The sequence below is a fragment of the Microlunatus panaciterrae genome, assembly GCF_016907535.1.
Lineage (GTDB): Bacteria > Actinomycetota > Actinomycetes > Propionibacteriales > Propionibacteriaceae > Microlunatus > Microlunatus panaciterrae.
In genome coordinates, this window is the sequence record NZ_JAFBCF010000001.1 from 627,334 (window position 1) to 651,343 (window position 24,010).

The following is a 24,010-nucleotide window of genomic DNA, read 5'->3' on the forward strand; positions in this document are numbered from 1 at the left end:
CGAAGGGCAACTATGCTCCACCCCATGGATACGGGGCGCCCCATGAACAGCGTGCGCTGGGGAATCATCGGCGTCGGAAATGTCACCGAGCGAAAGAGCGGCCCAGGCTTCCAGCGCGCCGCGAACTCCTCGCTGGTTGCGGTCATGCGACGCGACGCCGCGAAGGCCGAGGACTATGCGCGTCGGCACGACGTCCCACGCTGGTACGCCGACGCAGATGAGCTGATCAACGACCCTGAGGTGGATGCGGTGTATGTCGCCACGCCACCCGACAGCCACCTGGACTATGCACTGCGCGTCGCAGCGGCCGGCAAACCCGTCTACGTCGAGAAGCCGATGGCCCGCACAGCTGCCGAGTGTGAGCAGATGATCACCGCCTGCGAGGCCGCAGGCGTCCCGCTGTTCGTGGCCTACTACCGACGGGCCATGCCCCGCTTCCGCACGGTCCGGGAGCTCCTCGAGACCGGAAACATCGGCACGCCGCGTTCGGTGCTCATCCGCAACCAGCGTGGCGCCGACCAGCCAGCAGCAGGCCCCCTGCCCTGGCGGGTCCGGCCCGAGATCTCCGGCGGTGGCTACTTCGTCGATCTCGGCTCGCACACCCTTGACCTGCTGGACAGGCTGTTCGGTCCGATCACCCGGGTCAGCGGCTCGGCGACCAACGTCGGTGGACGCTACCCCGCCGAGGACCTGGTCACCGCCTCGTTCAGCTTTGCCTCCGGCGTCGAAGCAGCCGGCATCTGGTGCTACGACGCCGCGCAGCATCTGGACGAGGTGGAGATCATCGGCACCGACGGGAGCCTGCGCTTCTCCTGCTTCGGGCAGGAACCGTTACGGCTCGTCGGCAGAGCCGGCGACCGCGAGATCGAGGCGCCCTATCCCGACCATGTGCAACAGCCGCTGATCCAGTCCGTCGTCGACGCCCTCACCGGCCGCGGAGAGTCGCCGAGCACCGGCGCCAGCGCACTGCGCACCGCGCGCGTGATCGATCGGCTGCTGGCCGAGTACCGTCAGGCCAACAAGATCATCTTGTGACCTGGTATGCCTCCAGGGCCGCCCGGTCCCAATCGACGCCGAGACCGGGTGAGCTTGGCGCGACCGCCATACCGTCGCGCACCTGCATCTGATCGCCGGTGACGGCGGTGAGCTGGGGAATGTGCTCGACGTAGAGCGAGTTGGGGATGGCGCAGGCGAGCGAGACGTGCAGCTCCATCAGGAAGTGCGGTGCCACCTTGACGTTGTAGGCGTCGGCCAGATGGGCCACCTTGAGCCACGGAGTAATGCCACCGACCCGAGCCACGTCCACCTGGAGGATGCCGGCCGCCTGCTGGTGCAGGTACTCCTTGAACTGCGCGACCGAGTACATGCTCTCCCCCACTGCGATGGGGATGCTGCACGCCTCAGACAGCCGTCGGTGACCGGCAATGTCGTCTGCGGGCAACGGCTCCTCGAACCAGGCGAGGTCCAGGTCGGCGAACAGCGCTGCTCGCCGGATCGCCTCGGCTGCGGTCAAGGACTGGTTCGCATCCACCATGATGTCCATGTCCGGCCCGACCGCGGTCCGTACGGCAGCCAGCCGGCTGGCGTCCTCACGTCCACGCGGCTTGCCGATCTTGATCTTGACCCCGGGGAGGCCGCGCGCCGCGGAGTCCTCCGCCTGGGCCACCAGCTCCGCCTCGGTCAGGTGCAGCCAACCGCCCTCGGTGTCGTACAGCGGGACCTCGGGACGAGCGCCGCCGGCCAGCACCCACAGCGGCAGGCCATGGATCTTTCCGCGGGCGTCCCAGACCGCTGTGTCGATGGCCGCCAACGCAAGGGAGGTGATCGCGCCGGTCGTTGTCGCCCGGGAGGCGTTGAAAGCGGCGTACCAGATCGCCTCGAAGCGGTGGATGTCCAGGCCGATCACCGCCTCCAACAACGTGCTGCGCAGCAGGTCGAGCACGGCACCACCGCCGGTGCCGATGGTGTAGCTGTAGCCCAGACCGGTCTGCCCGGATGCGGTCTCGAGCTCGACGAAGAGCGTCTCCTGCTTCAGGAAAGCCTGGATCGCGTCGGTCCTTGGCCGTTCCACGGGTAGGTCACACAACCACGCACGAGCGTGGACGATCTGGTCGGACGTCACACCAGCCTCCTGGAGATCTTCATTTGCGGAGACCCTATCGGTACGCTCCCCTTGTTTGGGTCCCCACCCCGAGGGGTACCTGGCACCGTCAGCGGATGGCTGACAGAGCGAAAGGGCTGAACATGAACAGAGGCATCATCGGCACCATCATTGGTGTGCTGGTCATCATCATCCTGGTGATTGTGATTCTCCAGCTGACCTGAGTCGAAAACGGACAGAGACTCCGGGCCCGTGGCCCGGAGTCTGTGTCCGTCGTCTCGCGGTGTGCACGGACCAGCTCAGGCCGCAGCGACGGATTGGCTCCGAGTGTCCGCCGCCAGCATCAGGTTCAGCGCCTGGGGCAGCCCCTCATGGTCGGCAACGAATCCAGGCCGTACGTCGACGACCACCGGCCGACCGTCCGCCAGCCGGCGAATCTCAAGGCTGACCGGTCCGGTCAGACTCAAGGCCTCGACCGCCGCTGTCGCCAACGCGGTGACGTCGGAGTGGTCGCCTGCTCCCGCCTGGTCGATGCTCACCAGGGAGCCCGCGCCAGCGGCTCGGAACACCAGTACGGCGTAGCTTCGGCCCTCCACGAACTCCTGCAGGATGTGCGTTGCGGCGAGGCTGTCCCAGTCCACCTGCTGCTGCGGGTCGTCGACCACCACACCGCGCAGCCCGCGTTGAAGCCGCGGCTTGAGCACGACCGGCGTGCCCAGTTTCCTCAGAGCATCTTCGACGCCCTCGAAATCGTTGGGCGCGCCGAAGCGGGGCACGCCGACACCAGCCACATCCAGCATGGCCGCAGCCCACAGACTGTCGTTGGCCAGCAGCACACTGGTGACATCACTGATCATGACGTCCGCCCGGTGGCCCAGCTCTCCCCTGCCTGACGCGAGGAGCGGCAGCTCGGCCGCCACCGTGGGCAGCACCAGGTCGATCTGATGATCATCGATGAGACGCCGGAGCTCCACCAACAGGGACCGGTCCGTCGCCGACGGCACCCGGAACGTCTGGACGCCCGCGATCCCCACCGTTTCGGTGTCGACTCCGATCACCTTCACACCGCGCTGCGTCAGCTGATCGACCAGCGCCCGACCCACCTGCCCACCGACGCCGGTGACCAGGACGCGCCGTTGCTCGACGACGCTGTTACCTGCCTCCGCTGCGTTTTCGGACTGCTCCTGCCCGTGATCATCATGGACCGTTCCAGCAGTTGGCTTCCGCCGCAACGGCCGAACCAGGACTGCGGCCGCCAGGCAGCAGATCGCGACAATGACAAAGGCATACACCCAGAACTGCATTGAGATCCCCCCGAATCTGAGGCGGGCCGCGGGCTGAAGCCGACGCGAGACACCCACCAAATGCGTCGCAAAGATACCTGATCCCGATCATGCCTCGCATCCGGCGACCCTCGAAGGTCATGGTGATCTGTGTCACACAAATATGCTGCGACCGGATGCTCGGCAGCACAGCGCTTGTGCTAATGCACCCGCTGGTCCCCCACGGCTGTATAACTACCATTGCGTTTCGCAATACGCAGAGTTCCAGGTAGCGCAAATCACAATGCGATGGAAGACTCGCAAGAGTTCGTCCAGACCACCCTCGATCCGCGAAGCCGGTGTTCCAGGTGTATCTGCCCTAAAGATCTGTGGCCCGCTGTGGCCACATCTCCCGCGGCAACTCTCCCCCTTTCTTCCTCACGGTCATGCCCACACCGTCGTTCGCTGACCCGCTCGCTTCCCTTCGGCCCGCCCTGCGCCGGGCCGTTCAGCCGAACTCATGTCTTGGAGACTCTCCTCATGCACGGGTCCACCCACGCCCTGCCCCTTCCCCAACGCGTCGCCGAGCGCCTGCACGCCCGCATCGCGCCCCAGAGCAGTAACGTCCCCGCGGATGAGACCGCCGAGCCGAGCGGCTGGCACACCAGGCTGTGGCCGCTGGTCAAGCGGCACCGCCGTGTCCTGCTGGTGGCGATCATGCTGGCCGTCATCTACTCGGGCATCGTCTCGCTGATCCCCCTGGTGCAGCAGATCATCCTCGACCGGGCGATCATCACCCACCAGACACCGTTGCTGCCGTGGCTCGGGCTGCTCGCCGGGATGGGCCTCACCATCTCGGTGCTGTCGTCGGTCTGGCGCTATCTCTCGGCCAAGGCCGCTCTGCGGATCCAGCACGACATGCGCAACGGGATCTACGACACCCTGCAGAAGCTCGACTTCTCGGGACACTCGGAGCTGCAGAGCGGTCAGCTGGTGTCCCGCGCCAGCTCGGACCTGCGCTGGGTGCAGATGTTCGTCGGCTTCCTGCCGGAGATCGCCTCCACCATCGTCGGCGTCATCGTCTCTTTGGTGGTGATGGCCACCCTGTCACCGCTGCTGGCAGTCATCGTCGTAGTGATCATCGCCGCGGTCTTCGTCGTCACCCACCGGATGCGCAAGCGCGTGCACGCCGCGGGCTGGGACGCACAACAGCGCGAGGCGGACATGACCACGGAGGTCGAGGAAGCGGTGATGGGGGTGCGGGTCGTCCGGGCCTTCGGCCAGGAGGACGCCGAGACCGAGCGCCTGCACCGCGCGGTGCTCGACATGTTCAGGGCGCGAGTCCGGGCCATCCGCTTGCGGGCACCGTTCTTCGCCTCCCTGATGGCAGGCCCGCAGCTCGGCCAGGTGATCATCTTGGCTCTCGGTGGGCTGTTCGTCCTCAACGGCCACCTCACTGTGGGCATCTTCATGGCCTTCTCCGGTTACCTGACCGGACTGTCCGGCAAGGCGCGCTCAGCGGGGATGATCTTGAGCAACATGCCCCAGTGCCAGGCGGCCGTCGAGCGGATCGGCGAGATCCTCGACCTCCGACCGACCATGGTCGAGTCGCCGTCTCCGACCACCCCCGCCGGGCCAGGCCGGATCGAGTTCCGTGGCGTCGAGTTCTTCTACTCCGACGGTGACGGACACCAGGTCCTGGACCGCTTCACCCTCGAGGTGGCTGCCGGAGAGTCCGTCGCGCTCGTCGGGCCGTCTGGCTGCGGGAAGTCGACCGTCATGCAGATGGTCCCGAGATTCTTCGACGTCACGGCTGGTTCGGTGCTGGTCGATGGGGTCGACGTTCGCGAGCAGTCGCTCGACGGACTCCGCCAACGCGTCGGCATGGTCTTCGAGAACAGCTTCCTCTTCTCCGACACGATCGCCAACAACATCTCCTACGGCGTGCCCGACGCCACCCAGGAACAGATCGAGCAGGCGGCCCGAGCCGCTCTCGCGCACGAGTTCATCATGGCCACCCCTGACGGGTACGACACCGTCGTCGGTGAGCAGGGCATGACCCTGTCCGGCGGTCAGCGACAGCGGGTGGCGCTCGCCAGGGCCATCCTGGTCAACCCCGACATCCTGCTGCTCGACGACGCCACCAGCTCCGTCGACGTCAGCGTGGAGAAGGAGATCCATGCCAACCTCGGCCCGTTCCTGGACAGCCGAACGACGATCATGGTCGCCTACCGCGAGTCCACCGTTCGGATGGCCGACCGGGTGGTGCTGGTCGACGCTGGCCGCGTAGTCGATCACGGCACCCATGAGGAGCTGTACGCCCGTTCAGAGCTCTACCGTGCCCTGTTCGGCGATGCGATCGCCATCGACGACGGCGCCGCCGCCCTGCTGCCCGCAGCGCGCCGGGGCGAGTTCGAGGCGACCGCCTCCAGCTGGGCCTCCCGGGCCGATGCCACCGGGCATCTGCCGTCGATGTCGACCACCTCGCCCAAGGTGGCGGCCCGGATCGCGGCTCTGCCTGCTTTTCAGGATGACCCGGGCGTGGATCTGAAGGCCGAGGGCAAGCGCAACGAGGCCTTCCGCCTGCTCAGCTTCATCAAGCCGTACCGGTACGGTCTGTTGGCCGGCCTGCTGCTGGTGGCGATGGAGGCTGTACTGGCGCTGATCAACCCGCTGTTGATCAGGGAAGGTGTCAACCTCGGCATGCTCGGCAAGTCCGTGCCTGCCCTGCTCGTCATCTGTGCCGTCGCCGGTGTGCTCGCGCTCGGCCTGTTCTTCGTCCAGCGCGGATCGCAGCTGTGGACCCAGCGCACGACCGAGCGGCTGCTGGCTGCTCTCCGGGCCCGCGTCTACGGACAGCTGCAGCGGCTCGGCATCGATTTCTACGACCGAACCCAGGCTGGTCGGATCATGACCCGGATGACGTCGGATATCGATGCCATCGCGCAGCTGCTGCAGGTGGGCCTGATCAACCTGCTGATGGCCATTCTGACCTTCTGCGGCATGTCCGTCGTCGTTGTCGCTCTCGATCCGCGGCTCGCGCTGGTGGTGCTCTGCGTCATCCCACCGGCCGCATTGGCCACCTGGTGGTACCGGCGTCGGGCGTCGGTCGCATACGACGAGGCGCGTGAGCGCACCTCGATGCTGAACTCCAACTTGCAGGAGTCACTGGCCGGCATCCGGGTCACCCACGCCTACCTCCGCGAGACCAGGAACCTGAGCACCTTCTCCCGGCTGGGGGACGAGTTCATGCACTGGTCCCGGCGGAGCGCCTTCGCCACCGCTGTCTATGTCGGCATCATCGAGCTCCTCTCGACGTTCGCCATGGTCGCCGTCCTCGGCATCGGGTCCGCCATGATCGCGGCGGGCACCCTGGCCCTCGGCACGCTGCTGGCCTTCCTGCTCTACCTGGCCCAGGTGTTCGCCCCGGTCCAGCAGATGGCGTCGGTCTTCGACGTCTACCAGCGGGCTCGTGCCGGCCTCGTGCGGATCCGCGAGCTGTTGGCTCTGCCGACCTCGACGCCGGTGATCCCCGACCCGATCGACCCGGGCGAGATCTCGGGTGACATCAAGCTGGAGAAGGTTCGGCTGCGTTACGCAGAGACCACTGTGGACGCCCTGAAGGAGGTGGATCTGCACATTCCGGCCGGCGAGCGGGTGGCCTTCGTCGGACGGACCGGGGCGGGCAAGTCGACCACGGTCAAGATGGTGTCGCGGTTCTACGACCCGACCAGCGGCAGCATCATGGTCGACGACCACCCACTCGAGCGTCTCGACCTGACCGCCTATCGACGTCAGCTCGGCTACGTGCCGCAGGAGCCGTTCCTGTTCTCGCGCACGGTGCGGGAGAACATCGCCTACGCCCGCCCGGACGCGAGCGACGCCGAGATCGAAGCCGCCGCCCGTGCCGTGGGCGCGCACGAGTTCATCTCGAGGCTGCCGAACGGCTACCACCAACGGATCACCGAGCGGGGCAGGTCGCTCTCGGCCGGTCAGCGCCAGCTGCTTTGTCTGGCCCGCGCCCTGATCGTCGACCCGGCGATCCTGATCTTGGACGAGGCGACCTCGAACCTTGATCTGGCCAGCGAGCGCAAGGTGAACCGAGCCATGCGAGTCGCCTCGCAGGGTCGGACGACGCTGGTGGTCACCCACCGGCCACAGTCGCTGCACTGGGTACAGCGGGTGCTGGTGGTAGCCGACGGCAAGATCGTCGGTGATCATGAGTCCGGCAGCTACATCCGCGAGACCGAGGCTCAGTACGCTGCTGCGCACTGAGCCTTGGGGCGTTTGGCGGTCTGTGCAGGTGTGGCAAGCCAAATAACCTGCACAGGCAGCCAATCGGAGCTCACTCGGTCAACGTCTGAACTGCCGCATCAGGGGCTGAGGCTCTCTCTCCCCGTCGTTCTCGTGCCTAGCAGTCGATTTCACATGCGTCTGAGTCTCGTGGACCCCTGATCTTTGGCCAGATCGGCCGAGTCCGTTTGCTCCCGCATGCGGGGAGGTTTCGCTGACCAAGCCTTCAGACTCTGCAGAATGTCCGAAGAGAAAGAGTCCACCGAGGCGAGGAAGCTGTCGATGAATGATCCCTGACCGCGGCCACCTTTGAGGCCCATCGGATGGTTGCTCGCGACAGCGAAAGACCGGATCGTCTTCATGGGATCGAGGATCAGAAGATCTGGGTCTTCCCGAACCCGACCCAGCAAATCGGACGCCTTCTTTGAGTTGGCGCGTCAACCATTTCACCTTGGTCGCGGCCCGCCCGTCGCGAGGAGTCTCGATGTTCACGCTGCACGTGATCTGCTTAGCTCTAAGGTCCACCACCACAGCCAATGGCCCTGCCGTGTCGGGAATGCATATGGCGCCCTGGAGACGACCATGCTGGACCATATTGTCCACGTGGGTCTGCAGCCTCCATGCAGGATCTGCCAGTTCTTTCCGACTAAACACCACCAAGGCTTCAGTACCTAACCGTGTCCCCAGTTGCAGAGCGGTGAATCGCAAGGGGGCATCGAAGCGTCCTGCAACCTCGGTGGCCGCCTTATCAGTCGGTCGTAATGTCCCGTCCGCCACGGCATTGCGGACTGCTACCCATGCACTGCCCTTGTCTTCGAACTCCAGGGCGCCGGAACGGGGGTGCTCAAGATACCGAATCAGTTCACCGAGCGCCCAGGCCTGATCAGGATCCGCTACGCCCCGATGTTCCTTCGCGAGTACCGCCTCGGCCAACACCTCACTCCGCTGCCACGCGAATTCCTCTGAGCGGCCGAGCCCAGGATAGGTGATTGCTTCAGGTGTCGATCTTCACCCAGCGCCCCGAGTCGGCGGACTCGCCCAGCGCCTGGACCACAGCAGCGGCGCGCACCGCATCAGCGATGCTGGGGCCATGCACCTCATCCTCGGCGATCGAGCGTAGAAACTGGGCAGCTTCGATGACCTTGAGGTCGTCGAAGCTCATCGCGATCCCGCTGCCCGGTTGGAAGGCCGCGTAGTCGCCGTGACCGGGGCCGACCAGCACCCGCTCGAAGGACTGGTCCTGATACCGGGTGCCGGTGCTGACGAGCAGTTCTCCGAGCCGGCGAAAGTCCCACGCGACCGCGCCCGAGGTGCCGTGGACGGAGAAGCCGTAGGTGTTCTGCTCCCCTACGGCTACTCGGCTGACCTCGATGTTGGCCCGAGCACCCGAGGCGAACCGGAGCAGACCCGCCAGATAGTCCTCGTTCTCCACCGCCCCGGTTTCCCCGCCCGTCGCCCGGACGTGGCCGGTGGTTGCGCCGGTGGGTCGCTGCCGTTTCGGCAGGAAGATGGCGGTGTCCGCAACGACCTCGGTGATCGGGCCAAGCAGGTGCCAGGCCAGGTCCGCGCCGTGCGACGCCAGGTCGGCGAGCACCCCCCGTCCCGCCCGAGCAAGCTCATACCGCCAGGTGAGCGCGCCGTCAGGATGGGCCGCGTAGTCGCTCAGCAGCCGGAAGCTGGCATGGGTGATGCTGCCGAGGCGGCCGTCCGCGATGAGCTCACGGGCCGCCTGGACGGCTGGGGCGTGCCGATAGTTGAACCCCACCGCACTGTGCAGACGCTGTCGTCGCAGAGCCGCCTCGACCGCCTGCGCGTCGGCCAGGTGGAGTCCGACCGGCTTCTCGATCCACAGGTGCCTGCCAGCCTGGGCCACGGCCTCACCGATCTGCCGATGCAGAAAGTTCGGTGCCGTGACGCTGACGGCAGCCACGTCCGCACGGGTGATGGCCTCCCGCCAGTCCGTCGTCGCCACCTCAAACCCGTACCGACCGGCAGCCTCGGCCGCCCTGCCGGGCACCTCGTCGGCGACCACCACGAGCTGCGGTGACACCACCAGCCCGGGATAGTGGTGCAGGACCCGGGCATAGGCACGGGTATGAGCCTCTCCCATCCAGCCGAAGCCGACGACGGCGACACCGAGCCGACGTCGACCACTAGGGACGGGCGAACTCACGAACCGCGGACCCGCTTGACCTGAGAGCTCTTCTCGACGAAGCTGCCGGGCTGCGGGTCAGCCTTGTGCTTCTTGTCGGCGCGCTTCTGCTTGATCGTCTTGCTGGACTTCTTCGACATGGAGTGCCGCGGGGACTTGTCGGTCATTTCGCTCCCTCAACAGAGCCGCGATGGTTCTGTGTCATCGAGCGTACTCTTCGGGGCACTCGGATGGCGGCGCCGGACATGAGGGAGCGTCCATGGCCTCGGGGGTTGCCATGGACGCTCCGTGGATAAGACTACGCGAGTCTGGAGCTCGAACTCGCTCACAACCGTGTCCTATTCCGGTCTTGGCCGGAATAGGACATTCAGGCTGACCTCGGCTCGAGCTGGTAGCGGACCCGGTCCACCAGGCCGGACCCGGGGGCCAGGTCATCGTCAGACGGGCGGGGCCCCCGGCCGAGGACTGAGCCGGTGGCGCGAGCCGCCTTCCTGGCTCGCCGAACCTCCCGCCCCAGTTGCTGCAACGTGTCCCGCCCGGTGTGGGCCCGCAGACTGGGGAAAAGCTCACCCTCCTCTTCACGGACATGGGCGAGAACTTCCTCACGCAACTCGACCAGCACGCCGATGAAGTCGACCTCGCTGACGTCGAGTCCCTCCAGCTCCCGCAACAGCGCCTCGACGCGTGCGTGGTCGTTGAGCTCGCGGTCCACCATCTGATCACCGTCCGGCACCATCAGCCGGACCGCAGGATAGAGGTGATGCTCCTCGGTCGCCACGTGCCGGACGAGCTCGACGATGACCTGCTGCGCGAGATCGCGACGTTCCTCGGGATGCTTGGCGGCGATGATCTGCTGGAAGAGCTCCTCCACGACACGATGATCGTGGGCCAGAAGGCTGATGAGGTCCTTGGACGACTTGCTCATGTGACTCCCCGCTTCACCGATGCGCTGTTCATATCGTTTACCCCGATGTCGGTCCGGGTAACGTGGAGAACAAGGAAACGGGTATACCCAGCACAGAAAGCCACTGAGCCGAGGGAGGTCATCGTGCCCAAGACAACCAAAACCGGCAAAGCCAGGAACTCCGAGCTGCCCAGCACCCTGCAGAAGTCGGACGACAAAGCGCAACGCACCTTCGCCAAAGCGCACGATTCGGCGGCTGACGAGTACGGCGACGAGCAGCGGGCGCACCAGGTGGCGTACAGCGCGCTCAAGCACACCCACGAGAAGGTGGGCGACCACTGGGAGCCGAAGGACCACAAGGGTCCCTCTGACCGGCAGGCCGAAGGCGGCAAGAACACGTCGCGGCCAACGGCCGGCGGAGTGGACGCCAACGCGTCCAAGGCGCACCTGTACCAGCTGGCCAAGCGTCTCGGCATTCCGGGCCGTTCCACCATGACCAAGGACGAGCTCGTTGCCGCGCTGCAGCGAGCCAACAACCGCGAGTCTGCCCGGTCGCGCTGACGCTGTGGTTGGGCTTGACCCTTTCGGGGTACTCGATGATCATGGGAATACTAGGATTTATCATTGTCGGACTCGTTGCGGGCGCAATCGCGAAGGCGGTTCTGCCAGGTCGCCAAGGCGGTGGCTGGTTGGCCACGCTCATCCTGGGAGTTGTCGGCGCGATCGTCGGAGGCCTGATCGGATCAGCCATCTTCGGTGGCGGCCTGGCGGACTTCTGGTCCTTGCGCACCTGGGTGCTGGCACTGATCGGCAGCCTCATCGTGCTTGTGGTGTGGGGCCTCATCCGGAGGCGCAGCACCACCACCGCGTGAGCGACCCCTCAGGCAGCGGTCGGCCCAAGCCGGGTCGGCTCGATAAATGTAGACGGGCGACACCTGCCCCAGACAAGAAGGAAGGTTTGACATGAGTGGAGCGATGGACAAGGCCAAAGGAAAGGCCGAGGAGATGGGCGGCAAGGTCAAGGAAGGTGTCGGTGACGCCACCGACAACGAGGATCTTCAGGCCCGCGGTCAGGCCGACCAGGTGAGCGGTAAGGCCGACCAGGTGAAGGGCGACGTCAAGGACGCCGCCGACGACATCCGGGATGACATCACCCGGTAGGTGAGTGCACAACACGAGGCGGTCCGCACGAGAACGTGCGGGCCGCCTTGTTGTGTGGGCGGACAACTCCCTGATCAGGCACGACCGTCGATGATCTCCAGCCGTGGCAGTCCCGAGGGGACCAGGATCTCCGCAGCCGGCCGACCCCTACGGACGACGAAAGTGGACCTGGGGCTGCGCTGAGCGAACCGGTGCAGCACGCTGACCGCAGTAGCGACCAGCTGGGTGACCTCGGACAGATCCACGGTGATCGACTGCAGCCCCGCAGTGGAATAGCGCTGCAGTGCAGCCTCGAGCTCTGTGTCACAGTCGTTGTCGATGCGCCCACTGAGTGCGACGGTGGGCGGATTCTCGCTGAACCTGAAGCTGAACTCACCCGCACGAGTCCGGCCACCAGCGCCACAGATGCCGACCGGACCAGTGACGACATCTGAGTCGCGACCCAACCGCCTACTCATCAGAACGGTTGTTCCCTTGTCGTGATGCTTGATCGCCAGCTTGTCGGTCACGTCCTGGATGAGCGCGAGGCCGACCCCGCGACTGTCGCTGAGCGAACCGGGAGCCACCCAGGAGCCTTCATCGGTGACGCTGAGGTGCACCGAGCCGCAACGGTCCAGATCGGCGCGGATACTGACCATTCCGACCTCCGAGGAGTAGGCGTGATCAACAACATTGGCTGCGGCCTCCCCCACCGCGCACTCGATGGCGTACTCGTCCCGTACGCCCAGATGGAGAGACCTGGCCCATCGTTGCACTGCGTCCCGCACTCCGCCGAGAAGGTCTCGCCGCGCAGCCAGAGTCAGCTCCAGTGGCTGGATCGGGTGACGGGGCTGGGCGGCGAGCAGCACGGCTCCATCGCCGTCCGTCAGAGTCAGCCGCTCCAGCAGTCGGTGGCACAGTCGCTGAGCCACGGAGTGCAAACGGCCCTCGCCAGCAACCTCGGACATCGTGCGTACGGCCGTCTCCACCCACGTGGCGTGCCGGCTCTTCGCACCGACCGGTGCGCCGAGCACCCCGTTACTGAACAGCAGCAGCACCTCGTCGGTGGACAGGGCAGCGGTCCCCAGCTCAGGAAGCACCCCGGTGCCCAATGGACCGCCGCCGGTGGCCGGCAATGCCTGACCAGCGGGGTCTGACTCAGAGATGATCAACGGCGCCGGGTGCCCGCAGGTGCTGTAGTTGACGACCTGCTTCTCCAGATCCACGATAGCCAGACAGGCCGATGCCCCGAAGGCCGCAGGTGCCCTGCGTCCATACTCGTCGAGTGCCTTGGCTGCCAACCTCGGATCGCCATGGAACAGCAGGCGCTCCATGGCCACCGCTCTGAGCTGACCCATGGCGGCGACTGTCCTGAAGCCGGCACCCGCAACAGCGCCAACCACCATGGCCACCCGACCGTCGGGGAACACTGCGGCGTCATACCACGCGTCACCTGCCGCCGCGCTCTCGGTGGCGGGCCTGCAGCTGACCGCGACGTCCAGCCCAGGCACGACAGGCAACGTCGTCTGCAGCAGCTCCAATCGCAGCTGTGCTGCCGCGTCGCCCGATGTCCCCGTGCCAGCAGGGCTGGGCGCATGGTTGCTGGTCATCGAGAAACCTCACCGGAGTTGATCAGTTCTGCTCGGATCGCGCTTCTGATCTTCTTCTTTACCCCATTGGGTGCGGCCCAACCACATCGGGGGCAGGGGTCTTGCCAATCAAGGACGATCGTGGTTGTCTGGAGGTCGTGGTTGAGAAGTAGCCACGTAGCTTCGCTGATTGAAGGAGGCTGCGGCTTGTCCACCATGACCATGATGGCAAAGAACCACAGCGCACGAACTCATCACGATGACGCGGCCAGTCGCCGCGAACGCACCAATCAACTTTTCGCCGCAGCCCTCGAGGCTGACGAGGCCGAACGACAGGCGCTCCACGAGCAGGTGGTACTTCTCCATCTCGACGTCGCCGATTCGTTGGCCCACCGGTACCAGCACCGCGGGCAGGACATCGCCGACCTGGCACAGGTCGCCAAGCTCGCTCTGGTGGAGGCTGTCGGACGCTACGACCCGGAGCGCGGCGACTTCCTGGCGTTCGCCACGCCGACGATTCTGGGCTCGCTGAAACGGCACTTCCGTGATCATGGTTGGATGGTTCGGCCACCGAGGCGGATTCAGGACCTGCAGGCCGAGATCAACGAGGCCTGGTCCACCCTGACCCAGCAGCAGCAGGCCACGCCCAGCAATGATGATCTTGCTGACTATCTCGGCGTGGACCACACCAACGTGGTCGAAGCGCAGGGAGCGCATGGATGCTTCCATGCGGCTTCGCTGGAGGCGCCGTATGGTGACGCGGAAGCCGGCCTCGCCGGCGTGCTGGGAGATGCGGACCCGGGCTTCGAGCTCGTCGAGCGACTAGCCTGCCTCGAACCCGCCTGCCAGCAGTTGTCGGAGTCCGACCAGAGGTTGCTCTATCTCCGCTTCTTCGAAGAGCGCACCCAGGCGGAGATCGCCAAGGAGTTCGGCGTCAGCCAGATGCAGATCTCACGGTCACTGAAACGGATTCTGGCTGCCCTGCGTAGCGCTGCCGAGGAGACGGAGCGCACTGTGCGACCCGTCGCCGCCGACCGGCACGTCGCGGCCTGAGCCGTCACTCCTCTCGGTGGACGTCCGCCGCCTCCTTGTCCGGGCGCCAGCCCCGCCAGGACGGGTGTCGCAGACGCCCGGCGGAGGTCCACTCGGAGAACTCAACCTCGGCCACCAGTTTGGGCGTCACCCAGTGGGCCTGCCTGGACTCTGCTGCCGGGATGTCGGTGAACGGCGTGGTCTTGCGCTCCAGCGGACGAAGCCGCTTGCCGATCTCGGCCAGTTCGTCGGCACTGAAGCCCGTGCCCACCCCGCCAACGTACTTCAGCGCGCCAGCGTCGAAGATGCCCAGCAGCAGCGATCCGACTCCTCCCCCACGTCGTCCCTGTCCCTCTCGCCAACCGCCAACCACCACCTCCTGAGCGCGATGGTGTTTGATCTTGACCCAGCTGTCCGCTCGACGTCCGGGCAGATAACGCGATCCGCGCCGCTTCGCCACCACACCTTCGAGACCGAGCGTCTTGCTGGTCGCCATGGCGGCCTCGAGATCACCGTCGAAGGCCGGTGGCGCCTGGATGCGTGCCCTGCCCGCGGCTGGCACGACCTCGGCCAGCAATGACCGGCGCTGCTCATACGGCATGGACAGCAACGTCTGCCCATTGAGCTCAAGGATGTCGAAGATCATCAGGTGGACCGGCGTTGATCTTCGGCCCTGTTCGACCTCCGTCGGCTTGGAGACGTTCATCCGGCGCTGCAGCCTGCCGAAGTCCGGCCGGCCCTGGGCGTCCAACGCGACGATCTCGCCGTCCAGGACGGCCCGGTCCACGGGCAGCTCGGCGAGAGAGGGCACCAACTCCGGGTAACTGGGGGTGACATCATGTCCGTTCCTGCTCTGCAGGGTGACGTTGCTCCCGTCAATGCGGCAGAGCACCCGGATACCGTCCCACTTCATCTCATACGCCCAGGCGTCCGCTTCCCTGATGTCGTCGACCGACCCCAGGGTGGCGAGCATCGGCGCATAGTCGATCTCGGTCGTGCTCCGCCGACTCGGTTGCGTCGGCACCGGGGCCGGTTCTTGATCTTCCTGCATGAGATGGATCAACCAGTGGTTCTCCGGCCGGCTGCCGCCGCCGGTGTGGATCAAGGCCACCTTGGTCGGACCTCCGAGGCCGCCGCCGTCCCTGCCGTGCAAGGTGACGATGACCTCGCGCCCTTCCCGCCACTTGTGCAGGTCGTACCTGCCGGCGTCCCAGATGCTCATCTCCCCTGCGCCGTACTCACCTCGCGGGATGACCCCCTGGAAGGTTGCGTACTCGAGGGGATGATCCTCGGTCTGGACGGCCAGGTGGTTCTGCGCCGAGTCGGTCGGCACCCCTTTCGGAAGGGCCCAGCTGGCCAGGACTCCGTTGCGCTCGAGACGCAGGTCCCAGTGCAGCCGGCGGGCGTGATGCTCCTGGATGACGAAGAGCTCACCATGCTCCGAGGTCTGGTGATGATGGGGCACCGGCTCCGGCGTCTTGGCTGCGTCGCGTTTGCTGCGGTAGGCGGACAGCCGGTCCGCTTCTGGCCGGCCCTCGTGTTCGTCCTCCGACGGGGCCAGCCCGGCCAGCAGGTCCCCTCGGCTCCGATAGCGTTCCAGCACCTCCGACAGCTCCAGCTGGCCGAACTCCGGTGCGGACAACTCCTCCCAGCTCCGAGGTGCGGCCACTCTGGGGCGTTCGGTGCCGCGCAGCGAGTAGGGCGCGATCGTCGTCTTGGCGCCGTTGTTCTGGCTCCAGTCCACCAGGACCTTGCCCGCCCGCAGCGTCTTCTTCATGTCACTCACCACCAGGTCCGGGTGGTCGGCTTCGAGAGCCCGGGCGATTTCGCGTGCCACCGCAGCCGCCTCCGTTGCGCCCCGGTGACCGTCGAGGGCCGCGTAGAGATGCAGACCCTTGCTCCCGCTGGTGACCGGAAAGGGCTCGAGACCCATGCCGCGGAGCAGCTCGCGCGCCAACTGCGCCACCTGTACACACAGGCTCAGCCCCACCCCCTCGCCGGGGTCAAGATCAAGAACGAGTCGGTCGGGCGCCTGCGGCTCTCCGTCGGCGCCCATCCGCCACTGCGGGACATGAATCTCCAACGCTGCCAGCTGCGCGAACCAGGTCAGCGTGGCTACGTCGGCCACCAGCGGATAGACCACCTCCCGGTCGCTGTGCTGCACTGCTTGACGCGGAACCCAGTCCGGGACACCGGCACCAAGATCTTTCTGGAAGAAGACCTGCCCCGGATGGTCTTCTGTACCGACGCCGTTCGGCCATCGCTTGCGGGTGGCGAGTCGGCCCTGGGTGTACTTGAGCATTGCCGGAGCGATCTCCACGTAGTAGGAGATCACCTCGGCCTTCGTCGTGCCGGTCGCCGGATAGAGCACCTTGTCGAGGTTGCTGATCTTGAGACGACGACCTCCGATGCTCACCGACTGGGTCTCTGCTGGCCTCGCCATGTCTCCATCATCCTGCATCGTCGTCTGGGTCGGATTGCTACGGTGGTCAGGAGAGCAGCTTCAGCACCGGCCGTTCCGCGCGCACTCTGGTCTCCAGGTCGACGCTGGCGGCCCCCACCGGCCCGGCGAACTTCGGCGCAATGGTCACGCCTTGGTGGTACAGGTCGACGACGCGGTGATCGACATACGACGATCGCACCACAGCAGGGGTGTTTCCCAACTGGTCGGCGACCTGCCGCATGATCGAGGGCACTGCCCGCCGGCGCGCCGACGCTGACGCTGCGGCGTCGTTCGCGTGCGCCAGCAACACAGCGGCGATGACCGTCGCGTGCCAGGTGCGGAAGTCCTTGGCCGAGAACTCGTCGCCGACGACATCCTTGATGTAGGTGTTGATGTCGGCCGACGTGACGTCGCGCCAGCGGCCGCCATCCCGGAAGGCCAACAGCTCCGCACCCCCGCCGCGACGGCGCCGCAGTGCCCTGATGGCCTCGAGCGCCGCCTCGTCGGTGACCTCGATGAACTGCTGCTGGCCGGACTTGGCTGGGAAGTCGAAGACCGCCCTGCCGGGCTCCAGGTCAACGTGCTGCTTGCGCAGCGTGGCCAATCCGAAGCTGCCGTTCTGTTCGGCGTAGCTCTCCCCACCAACGCGGAACAGGCCGAGGTCGAGGAGACGAAAGGCAGTTGCCAACACCCGTTCGTAGGGCATCCCGTCCTGCCGCAGATGGACCTCCGCCACCCGGCGCGCCCTGGGCAGCCGACGGGCCACCTGAAGCACCCGATCATGTTTGGCCTCGTCCCTGCGCCGCCGCCACTCCTCGTGGTAGAGGTACTGCCGGCGCCCAGCGGCGTCCGTCCCCACCGCCTGCAGATGTCCGTTGGGTCGGGGACAGATCCAGACGTCCTCCCACGCCGGTGGGATGACCAGCAGCCGGCAGCGTTCGGCATCCTCGTCGCTCAACCGGTTGCCGTGCTGGTCGACGAAGCTGAAACCCCGACCGCTCCGCCGCCGACGCCAGCCCGGCTCCGCACTGGAGACCATCCGCAGTCGTGGCAACCTCACCCATCCTCGAGCATCGACGCCGACCCAGCCATCCGGGTCAGGGGAGGGACGGCCCCGGTGCTGCCGTGTTGAACACCGAGGCCTAGAACACCTGATCGCCCGGGCAACCACGCATCCCTCACCCTCCCCTTACCCAGTAGGGGGCGGTTACCAACCATCGGCCCGTCAAACGGCCGTCAGGCGCGGGCTTGGTCCACCAGACGGTGCGCCGCCCATTCGCGCAGGGTGGTTCGTCTGCGGGCGAGCTCCGCGGTGATCTCCTGCTCCCGCTCGGCCAAGGCGACCAAGTCGACGTTGATGACGACGCGGTCGCTGCCGGGGCTCTCGGCCACCGGGGCGAAGGTGTTGGTCACCCTGATCGTCTGCTCGATCCGGTCCAGCTCGATGATCAGTTCTCGGACGGTGAGTTCGGTGACATCTGACATGATGGGAACCTCCGAGGATCCTCAGGCTTAGCCAGCAGGGGCCCCGCTCCTTGAGGCATTCATCATTCTGCGCTCGTCCCTCTGCCGCGTCAAGGATGGCGTTTGCCGCCCAGACCCACGGGTACTGCAGTCTGTGAAGGAGGAGCAGAAGAAGAGAAGGAGGAGAGATGGCAGTCACACACTTCCAAGACCTGAAACTGGCGGACCGTGATCGAGAGTGGGACGGCAGCGCGGCCGAGAAACGGGTGCGCGCGTGGGCTCACGCAGAGGACGGGCCAAACGCCCAGTATCGCGATGCCCATATCTGGTATGACGCTGAGGCAAAGGACAACTTCAGCAGCTACAAGCTGCTCATCTGCGACGTGATCAACTCGGAACTGGTGGCCGTTCCCCGTGGGGTGATGGCTGCCGGCGCTGTGATGCAGGGGTCCAGGGGTGGCGTCGACCTCCCCACCAAGGACATCCAGCGAGTGAAGAACCATCTGGCCCGCTACTACAAGAAGATGGGCGACCAGGCTCCCTGGGAGCGCGACGACTGACTGTTCCTCGCTGGCGTTCAGGTCCACGAGGCGTTGAGGCCATCAGTGGTTCAGTCCCCCCGTGTTTCACGCCCTTCAGGTTTCAGGCCGGCCCGTCCGCGGGATCGGTCTTCCGACGGGCCGCCTCGACACCGTCGCCCTTCTCCTGCTCGGTGTCCGGGGCTTGGGGCTCGGACTGCTGCGCCTCGTGAAGGGACTCCTGAGCGGCTTCATGCCGTGGTCCGCTCCGGGTCTGCCCGCGGGGCTCGTCCTCCACCTGGGGCTCGTTCGGGTGCTGCTGCTCGGTCATCTTGATCTCCCTCACCTCGTCTGCGTCCACAACCTACACCGACCTGGCCTACCCCGAACGGGTTTGCGCTGGCGGGCAGCGGGTACCTGAACTGCTATCCCCCGTTCTGAGAGGAAGACCGAGCTGATGAAGGCCGTAACCTGGCAGGGACGTCGATCAATGGTCACCACCGATGTCGACGACCCGACGATCCAGCAGGACACCGATGCGATCATCCGGATCACCACCACCGCTATCTGCGGGTCGGACCTGCATCTCTATGAGGTGCTCGGCCCGTTCATGACCAAGGGTGACGTGGTCGGCCATGAGTCCATGGGCGTCGTCGAGGCCGTCGGCTCGGCGGTCACGCGGCTGCAGGTGGGCGACCGCGTCGTCGTCCCGTTCAACATCTCCTGTGGCGACTGCTACATGTGTCGCCAGGGCCTGCAGTCGCAGTGTGAGACCACCCAGGTGCACGAGTACGGGTCCGGGGCCGCTCTTTTCGGCTACTCCAAGCTGTACGGGTCGGTGCCCGGCGGCCAGGCGGAACTGCTGCGCGTGCCGTTCGCGGACTACGGCCCGATCAAGGTCGAGGGCGACTTCCTGGACGAGCAGTACCTGTACCTGTCCGACATCCTGCCGACCGCCTGGCAGGCGGTGAAGTATGCCGACGTCGAGCAGGGTGGTTCGCTCGCCGTACTGGGCTTGGGACCTGTCGGACAGCTCGCCAGCCGGATCGGCACCGTTCTCGGACTGCAGGTCATCGGCGTCGAGCCGGTCGCCGAGCGTCGGCAGATGGCCGAACGGCACGGGGTCAGCACCTTGGACCTCGATGACGACGTCGCCGAGCAGCTCCAGGCCATGACCAGCGGACGCGGTCCGGACGCGGTGATCGACGCTGTGGGCATGGAGGCGCACGGGTCGCCCGTGGCCGCGTTCGCCCACAAGGCGACCGCTCTGCTGCCGGACAAGGTCGCCGAAAAGGCCATGACCACAGCCGGCCTGGATCGCCTTGCCGCAATCCAGCTCGGTATCCAGGCGGTGCGGCGAGGAGGCACCCTGTCGATCAGCGGCGTTTACGGCGGACAGGCCGACCCGCTCCCCTTGATGACCATGTTCGACAAGCAGCTCCAGCTGCGCATGGGACAGTGCAACGTCCGGCGCTGGACCGAGGACCTGCTGCCCTACGTCGAGCGCGAGGACGACCCCTTTGGACTCACCGACCTTGCCACCCACCGTCTGACCCTCGATGATGCACCGAAGGGCTATGACCTCTTCCAGCGTAAGGCGGACGGCTGCATCAAGGTGCTGCTCAAGCCGTGAGCGTGCCGGTGGCGCTGGTCGCGGGTGGCTCTCGCGGACTCGGACTGGAGCTCGCGGCCGAGCTGGGTCGGTCCGGCAGCCAGGTAGTGGTGTGCGCCCGCTCCGCCGACGAGCTGGACCGCGCCCGGGACTGGCTGGCCGCGGCAGGGATTGCCGCCGAGACCCGAGTCTGCGACGTGTCCGACCGGGAGGCGGTTGCGGACCTTGCCGCGGAGGTGGAGCGCACCGTCGGCCCGATCGAGACCGTGCTGTGCGTGGCGGGCGTGATCCAGGTGGCGCCCTATCTCTCCACCTCGGTTGAGGACTTCGAACAGAGCATCAACACCATGCTCTGGGGACCGATCAATGTGGTCCGGGCCACCCTGCCGGCGATGCGCCGTCGCGGCCGGGGCAACATCGGCATCATCACCTCCATCGGCGGCGTCGTCAGCGTTCCGCACCTGCTGCCGTACAGCACGGCGAAGTTCGGTGCGGTCGGCTTCTCCCAGGGCCTGCGCGCGGAACTGGCCGGTTCGGGGATCTCGGTCACCACGGTCATCCCGGGCCTGATGCGCACCGGCTCGCAGCAGCGTGCACAGTTCGGTGGGCAGGCGGCGCTGGAGTACGCCTGGTTCGCGCCGGCGGCCTCGCTGCCATTGCTGTCGATCAGTTCCCAGCGGGCGGCCAGGATCATCGTCCGCAAGGTGCTGGCCGGCAGGCCGACGGTCATCCTGACGCCGGCGGCGAAGGTCGCGGTCCGGCTCAACGGTCTCTCGCCGGGCTTGGTGACGGGTGTACTCGGGCTGGCGAAGAGACTGCTGCCACGCCCACCAGGTGAGGCGGTCGACACCGGTACGGTGCCCGGCTGGGCAGCGGAACGCCGGCTGAGCTCCCCCGTCGTGCGCGCCCTGACCGCGCTCGGACGGCGCGCGGCAGCCCGGCTCAACCAGGCTGAGGCCGCGGAGTAGTCGCCCACCGCACCGGGTCGGACCCGTCGGAGGCGTACAGACCTGGATACCCTGCGCACATGGTGAACCGAATCCGCACCTTGATGCGTGCGGCCCGGCAGGAACTCTCAGACTTCGCCTTCAAGAACCTGGTGAACGTCGGAGCGGTGGCGGGCGTCTGCCTCCTCCTGGCGGCCACCGGAACTCCGTTGCGGCTGGTGGGGATGGCCGCCGCATTGGCCAGCCTGGCAACCATCGTGTGGCGTCGACGGCGGGCGGTGATCAGACCCACCGGAGGAAACCTGCTCGGCTACTTCGTCAGTGTGCGAACCCTGCTGCTGCTTGCTGTGGGCGCGGGCTATGCCTTGCGACGCCCCGGCGAACCGGGTTGGGTCTGGACGGCCACGGCCACGGCCATGGTGGTGACCCTCAGCGAACCGATGCTCAAGACAATGCTGGGCACCACCAGGCAGGTGGTCGACGGGCTGCCGGGGGTGCCGGCGGTGCCGCGCCCCCGCTTCCACCCGGGTTGGCTGACGACGGCATCGTTCGCCACCATCACCCTCGGTGGCGTTCTGGCTGTCGCGGCAGCACCCGCCTGGCTCTACCTCGCAGCCGTTCTGGTGACGGCCGTGCTGGCGGGGCTGGCGGTCGAGTCTGCGGTCCGGGCCAACGTGGTCGGCAGGAAGGCCGAGCGTGGAGTCCGGCCGGCGTTGGAGAGGCTGCAGCCCGCGTTCGCTGTCTACTACGCGGCCAAGACCGGTGCGAGATACCAGCTCGGGATGTGGCTGCCCTATCTCGAACGGCTCGATCGACCGTTCATCGTCATCACGCGCGAGCCCGAGACCGTGCCCACGATCCGTGAGCTGACCTCGGCTCCCATCCTGATCCCCAAGCCGACTGCCGTCTCGGTCAGCCTCGACGCCATGGTGGTTCCCTCGATGAAGGCCGCCTTCTATGTCCAGGGCAGCCCGGCGAACCAGACCTTCCAGCGTTACCGGCAGCTGACTCACGTCTGGCTCAACCACGGCGATTCGGACAAGCAGGCGAACTTCCACCCACGGCATGCCACCTACGACAAGCTGTTCGTCTCCGGGCAGCTCGGCATCGAGCGCTATGCCAACCACGGCATCGACGTGCCAGCTGACCGGTTCGCCATTGTGGGTCGGCCTCAGGTGGAGAACATCGAGACCCTTGACCACCCGCTGCCGGCTCGCGCACCGCGCACCGTGCTCTACGCCCCGACCTGGAAGGGTGGCCGGCCCAGCACCAACTACTCGTCGCTGCCGCTCGGCGAGCAGATCGTCCGCGCCGTGCTGGAGCGCGGCTCGAGCGTCATCTTCAGGCCGCACCCGGTCAGCTACTCCGACGCCGAGGATGCCCGGCGGATCCGGACGATCCAGCAGCTGCTCGAGGATGACCGCGCGGCCAGCGTGACGGCCGGTAACGTCCGCAACCACGTCTGGGGGCAGCAGGCGGAGAAGGAGTGGGACGTGGCCGCCTGTTTCAACGCCTCCGACGCGCTGATCACCGACGTGTCGTCGATCGCCTCGGACTATCTGGCTTCCGGCAAGCCGTTCGCCATGGTCGCCGTCCTGGGCGGGGGCGAGACATTCCGCGAGGAGTTCCCGCTGGCACGCGTCGCCTACGTGATCGAGAAGGACCTCAGCACGCTGCCCTCCGTGCTGGACCAGCTGCACGGCGACGACACTCTCGCCTCGGCCCGGCTCGCCTATCGTACGTACTGCCTGGGCGAGCAGGTGGGGCCGCACGCAGCGGATCAGTTCCTGCGGATCGCCGGTGCCATCGTCGACGGGCGTCAGTCGTCCCCGTCGGGACAGTCGGGAATCGGACCCGCTGCGACGATCTGATGAGCCACCTCCCGCAGTTTGATGTTGCGCAGCTGCGAGTGCCGGCGCAGAAGCGCAAAGGAGTTCGGCAACGACAGTCCGTACCGCTGCAACAGCATCCCCTGGGCGACCCCGATCTCCAGCCTGGTCTCGAGAGCCCGACGCAGCCCGGTCACCAGCTGGGAAGCCTCTAGGGCCGAAGCGGCGTAGCTCGCGAACAGGTGCGCCATGTCCACGTCGTCGGCGTCGAACGCGTGCGGGCGAGCAGCGTAGAGGTTCAAGCCGCCCCGGGTGTCGGCGGTGGCGACGACCCGGACACTGAGGATCGAGCCGAATCCCAGCGCGGCCGCCTTGGGTGCCCAGCGCGGCCACCGTGGGTCCGTGCGAAGATCCTGGACGACGTAGGTGTCCCCCTCCCAGATCGCGTCCAGGCACGGCCCCTCGTTGAACTCGTACTGCAGGGCGTCGGACTCGTCGACGACGCTCGCAGTCGACGCCGGCGTCTCCACCTTGCCCTGCCCACGCCGTAGCGAGATGCCGCAGAAGTCACAGCCGGGCACGGCTTCGACCGCGAGCTTCACGATCCGCTCCAGAGTGAGGTCCTCCTCTGGCTCGGCCAACAGTTCGCGACTGATGGTCGCGAAGCTCGACAGACGTTCCCACTCGCGACCGTCCATATCAACCCTCCTCGGGCCTGTACTTC

The 24,010-nt window shown here is 66.6% G+C and carries 21 protein-coding genes; 10 read left to right on the plus strand and 11 right to left on the minus strand.

Going from position 1 to position 24,010, the window contains the following annotated elements:
• Nucleotides 1–42: 42 nt before the first annotated feature.
• Nucleotides 43–1,035, plus strand: coding sequence for a Gfo/Idh/MocA family protein (locus JOE57_RS02750; RefSeq protein WP_204916282.1), 993 nt, complete (start codon nt 43–45; stop codon nt 1,033–1,035).
• Here JOE57_RS02750 and JOE57_RS02755 read toward each other — a convergent pair.
• Nucleotides 1,025–2,122 (minus strand): enolase C-terminal domain-like protein, encoded by a 1,098-nt coding sequence (locus tag JOE57_RS02755; RefSeq protein WP_204916283.1) that lies wholly within the window; start codon nt 2,120–2,122, stop codon nt 1,025–1,027. The genes JOE57_RS02750 and JOE57_RS02755 overlap by 11 nt on opposite strands.
• Before the next feature lie 278 nt (nt 2,123–2,400).
• Nucleotides 2,401–3,405: an NAD-dependent epimerase/dehydratase family protein gene (locus JOE57_RS02760; protein WP_204916284.1), complete on the minus strand. Its 1,005-nt coding sequence runs from the start codon at nt 3,403–3,405 to the stop codon at nt 2,401–2,403.
• Between the two features lie 498 nt (nt 3,406–3,903).
• Here JOE57_RS02760 and JOE57_RS02765 point away from each other — a divergent pair, with 498 nt between their 5' ends.
• The gene (locus tag JOE57_RS02765; protein WP_204916285.1) at nt 3,904–7,638 is read left to right on the plus strand and encodes an ABC transporter ATP-binding protein; all 3,735 of its coding nucleotides are present in this window, start codon (nt 3,904–3,906) and stop codon (nt 7,636–7,638) included.
• A gap of 1,012 nt (nt 7,639–8,650) precedes the next feature.
• On the opposite strand, the gene JOE57_RS02770 is transcribed toward JOE57_RS02765, so the two are convergent.
• The 3 genes from JOE57_RS02770 to JOE57_RS02780 all read right to left on the minus strand — a co-directional run bounded on the left by JOE57_RS02770 (nt 8,651) and on the right by JOE57_RS02780 (nt 10,733).
• Nucleotides 8,651–9,829, minus strand: a complete 1,179-nt coding sequence (locus JOE57_RS02770; RefSeq protein WP_204916286.1) for a Gfo/Idh/MocA family protein — start codon at nt 9,827–9,829, stop codon at nt 8,651–8,653.
• Complete coding sequence (locus JOE57_RS02775; RefSeq protein WP_204916287.1) at nt 9,826–9,975, minus strand: hypothetical protein; 150 nt, start codon at nt 9,973–9,975, stop codon at nt 9,826–9,828. The genes JOE57_RS02770 and JOE57_RS02775 overlap by 4 nt, the downstream gene beginning before the upstream one ends.
• 200 nt (nt 9,976–10,175) lie before the next feature.
• Nucleotides 10,176–10,733 carry a hemerythrin domain-containing protein gene (locus tag JOE57_RS02780; protein WP_204916288.1) on the minus strand — a complete coding sequence of 186 codons (558 nt, stop codon included), beginning with the start codon at nt 10,731–10,733 and terminating at the stop codon, nt 10,176–10,178.
• 123 nt (nt 10,734–10,856) lie between these two features.
• Here JOE57_RS02780 and JOE57_RS02785 point away from each other — a divergent pair, with 123 nt between their 5' ends.
• The 3 genes from JOE57_RS02785 to JOE57_RS02795 all read left to right on the plus strand — a co-directional run bounded on the left by JOE57_RS02785 (nt 10,857) and on the right by JOE57_RS02795 (nt 11,873).
• Complete coding sequence (locus JOE57_RS02785; RefSeq protein WP_204916289.1) at nt 10,857–11,273, plus strand: ChaB family protein; 417 nt, start codon at nt 10,857–10,859, stop codon at nt 11,271–11,273.
• A gap of 41 nt (nt 11,274–11,314) precedes the next feature.
• A complete protein-coding gene (locus tag JOE57_RS02790) occupies nt 11,315–11,584 on the plus strand; it encodes a GlsB/YeaQ/YmgE family stress response membrane protein (RefSeq protein WP_204920176.1) in 270 nt (89 codons plus the stop codon).
• A 91-nt stretch (nt 11,585–11,675) separates the two neighbouring features.
• Nucleotides 11,676–11,873, plus strand: a complete 198-nt coding sequence (locus JOE57_RS02795) for a CsbD family protein (RefSeq protein WP_239578821.1) — start codon at nt 11,676–11,678, stop codon at nt 11,871–11,873.
• Between the two features lie 74 nt (nt 11,874–11,947).
• Here JOE57_RS02795 and JOE57_RS02800 read toward each other — a convergent pair whose 3' ends face one another.
• A complete protein-coding gene (locus tag JOE57_RS02800) occupies nt 11,948–13,462 on the minus strand; it encodes an ATP-binding protein (RefSeq protein WP_204916290.1) in 1,515 nt (504 codons plus the stop codon).
• A 195-nt stretch (nt 13,463–13,657) separates the two neighbouring features.
• Between JOE57_RS02800 and JOE57_RS02805 the strand changes: the two genes are divergently transcribed.
• On the plus strand, nt 13,658–14,494 hold the full coding sequence (locus JOE57_RS02805; RefSeq protein ID WP_239579116.1) for a sigma-70 family RNA polymerase sigma factor: 837 nt from the start codon (nt 13,658–13,660) through the stop codon (nt 14,492–14,494).
• A 4-nt stretch (nt 14,495–14,498) separates the two neighbouring features.
• Here JOE57_RS02805 and JOE57_RS02810 read toward each other — a convergent pair whose 3' ends face one another.
• The 3 genes from JOE57_RS02810 to JOE57_RS02820 form a co-directional block, all read right to left on the minus strand.
• Nucleotides 14,499–16,916 carry an ATP-dependent DNA ligase gene (locus tag JOE57_RS02810; RefSeq protein WP_204916292.1) on the minus strand — a complete coding sequence of 806 codons (2,418 nt, stop codon included), beginning with the start codon at nt 16,914–16,916 and terminating at the stop codon, nt 14,499–14,501.
• 46 nt (nt 16,917–16,962) lie between these two features.
• Entirely contained in the window at nt 16,963–17,976 is a 1,014-nt protein-coding gene (locus JOE57_RS02815) for a DNA topoisomerase IB (RefSeq protein ID WP_338041125.1), read from the minus strand.
• A gap of 176 nt (nt 17,977–18,152) precedes the next feature.
• Nucleotides 18,153–18,401, minus strand: a complete 249-nt coding sequence (locus JOE57_RS02820; RefSeq protein ID WP_204916293.1) for a hypothetical protein — start codon at nt 18,399–18,401, stop codon at nt 18,153–18,155.
• Between the two features lie 167 nt (nt 18,402–18,568).
• On the opposite strand from JOE57_RS02820, the gene JOE57_RS02825 reads away from it, so the two are divergent.
• On the plus strand, nt 18,569–18,940 hold the full coding sequence (locus JOE57_RS02825; RefSeq protein ID WP_204916294.1) for a hypothetical protein: 372 nt from the start codon (nt 18,569–18,571) through the stop codon (nt 18,938–18,940).
• Nucleotides 18,941–19,022: 82 nt separating this feature from the next.
• On the opposite strand, the gene JOE57_RS02830 is transcribed toward JOE57_RS02825, so the two are convergent.
• A complete protein-coding gene (locus JOE57_RS02830) occupies nt 19,023–19,229 on the minus strand; it encodes a hypothetical protein (protein ID WP_204916295.1) in 207 nt (68 codons plus the stop codon).
• Between the two features lie 126 nt (nt 19,230–19,355).
• Between JOE57_RS02830 and JOE57_RS02835 the strand changes: the two genes are divergently transcribed.
• Genes JOE57_RS02835 through JOE57_RS02845 form a run of 3 tightly spaced genes read left to right on the plus strand, consistent with a single transcriptional unit; the run spans nt 19,356 to nt 23,328 of the window.
• Nucleotides 19,356–20,531, plus strand: coding sequence for a zinc-dependent alcohol dehydrogenase (locus tag JOE57_RS02835; protein ID WP_204916296.1), 1,176 nt, complete (start codon nt 19,356–19,358; stop codon nt 20,529–20,531).
• Nucleotides 20,528–21,478 (plus strand): SDR family NAD(P)-dependent oxidoreductase, encoded by a 951-nt coding sequence (locus JOE57_RS02840; protein WP_204916297.1) that lies wholly within the window; start codon nt 20,528–20,530, stop codon nt 21,476–21,478. Before JOE57_RS02835 ends, JOE57_RS02840 begins: the two co-directional genes overlap by 4 nt.
• Nucleotides 21,479–21,537: 59 nt before the next feature.
• Nucleotides 21,538–23,328 carry a CDP-glycerol glycerophosphotransferase family protein gene (locus tag JOE57_RS02845; protein ID WP_204916298.1) on the plus strand — a complete coding sequence of 597 codons (1,791 nt, stop codon included), beginning with the start codon at nt 21,538–21,540 and terminating at the stop codon, nt 23,326–23,328.
• Here JOE57_RS02845 and JOE57_RS02850 read toward each other — a convergent pair.
• Nucleotides 23,277–23,984 carry a GAF and ANTAR domain-containing protein gene (locus tag JOE57_RS02850; RefSeq protein WP_204916299.1) on the minus strand — a complete coding sequence of 236 codons (708 nt, stop codon included), beginning with the start codon at nt 23,982–23,984 and terminating at the stop codon, nt 23,277–23,279. The genes JOE57_RS02845 and JOE57_RS02850 overlap by 52 nt on opposite strands.
• Between the last annotated feature and the right edge of the window lie 26 nt (nt 23,985–24,010).

Coding starts and splice junctions, on each gene's coding strand:
- JOE57_RS02750 (WP_204916282.1), top strand. CDS start 43: ATGAACAGCGTGCGCTGGGGAATCATCGGCGTCGGAAATGTCACCGAG.
- JOE57_RS02760 (WP_204916284.1), bottom strand. CDS start 3,405: ATGCAGTTCTGGGTGTATGCCTTTGTCATTGTCGCGATCTGCTGCCTG.
- JOE57_RS02765 (WP_204916285.1), top strand. CDS start 3,904: ATGCACGGGTCCACCCACGCCCTGCCCCTTCCCCAACGCGTCGCCGAG.
- JOE57_RS02775 (WP_204916287.1), bottom strand. CDS start 9,975: ATGACCGACAAGTCCCCGCGGCACTCCATGTCGAAGAAGTCCAGCAAG.
- JOE57_RS02780 (WP_204916288.1), bottom strand. CDS start 10,733: ATGAGCAAGTCGTCCAAGGACCTCATCAGCCTTCTGGCCCACGATCAT.
- JOE57_RS02790 (WP_204920176.1), top strand. CDS start 11,315: ATGGGAATACTAGGATTTATCATTGTCGGACTCGTTGCGGGCGCAATC.
- JOE57_RS02795 (WP_239578821.1), top strand. CDS start 11,676: ATGAGTGGAGCGATGGACAAGGCCAAAGGAAAGGCCGAGGAGATGGGC.
- JOE57_RS02800 (WP_204916290.1), bottom strand. CDS start 13,462: ATGACCAGCAACCATGCGCCCAGCCCTGCTGGCACGGGGACATCGGGC.
- JOE57_RS02805 (WP_239579116.1), top strand. CDS start 13,658: ATGACCATGATGGCAAAGAACCACAGCGCACGAACTCATCACGATGAC.
- JOE57_RS02810 (WP_204916292.1), bottom strand. CDS start 16,916: ATGGCGAGGCCAGCAGAGACCCAGTCGGTGAGCATCGGAGGTCGTCGT.
- JOE57_RS02820 (WP_204916293.1), bottom strand. CDS start 18,401: ATGTCAGATGTCACCGAACTCACCGTCCGAGAACTGATCATCGAGCTG.
- JOE57_RS02825 (WP_204916294.1), top strand. CDS start 18,569: ATGGCAGTCACACACTTCCAAGACCTGAAACTGGCGGACCGTGATCGA.
- JOE57_RS02830 (WP_204916295.1), bottom strand. CDS start 19,229: ATGACCGAGCAGCAGCACCCGAACGAGCCCCAGGTGGAGGACGAGCCC.
- JOE57_RS02835 (WP_204916296.1), top strand. CDS start 19,356: ATGAAGGCCGTAACCTGGCAGGGACGTCGATCAATGGTCACCACCGAT.
- JOE57_RS02845 (WP_204916298.1), top strand. CDS start 21,538: ATGGTGAACCGAATCCGCACCTTGATGCGTGCGGCCCGGCAGGAACTC.
- JOE57_RS02850 (WP_204916299.1), bottom strand. CDS start 23,984: ATGGACGGTCGCGAGTGGGAACGTCTGTCGAGCTTCGCGACCATCAGT.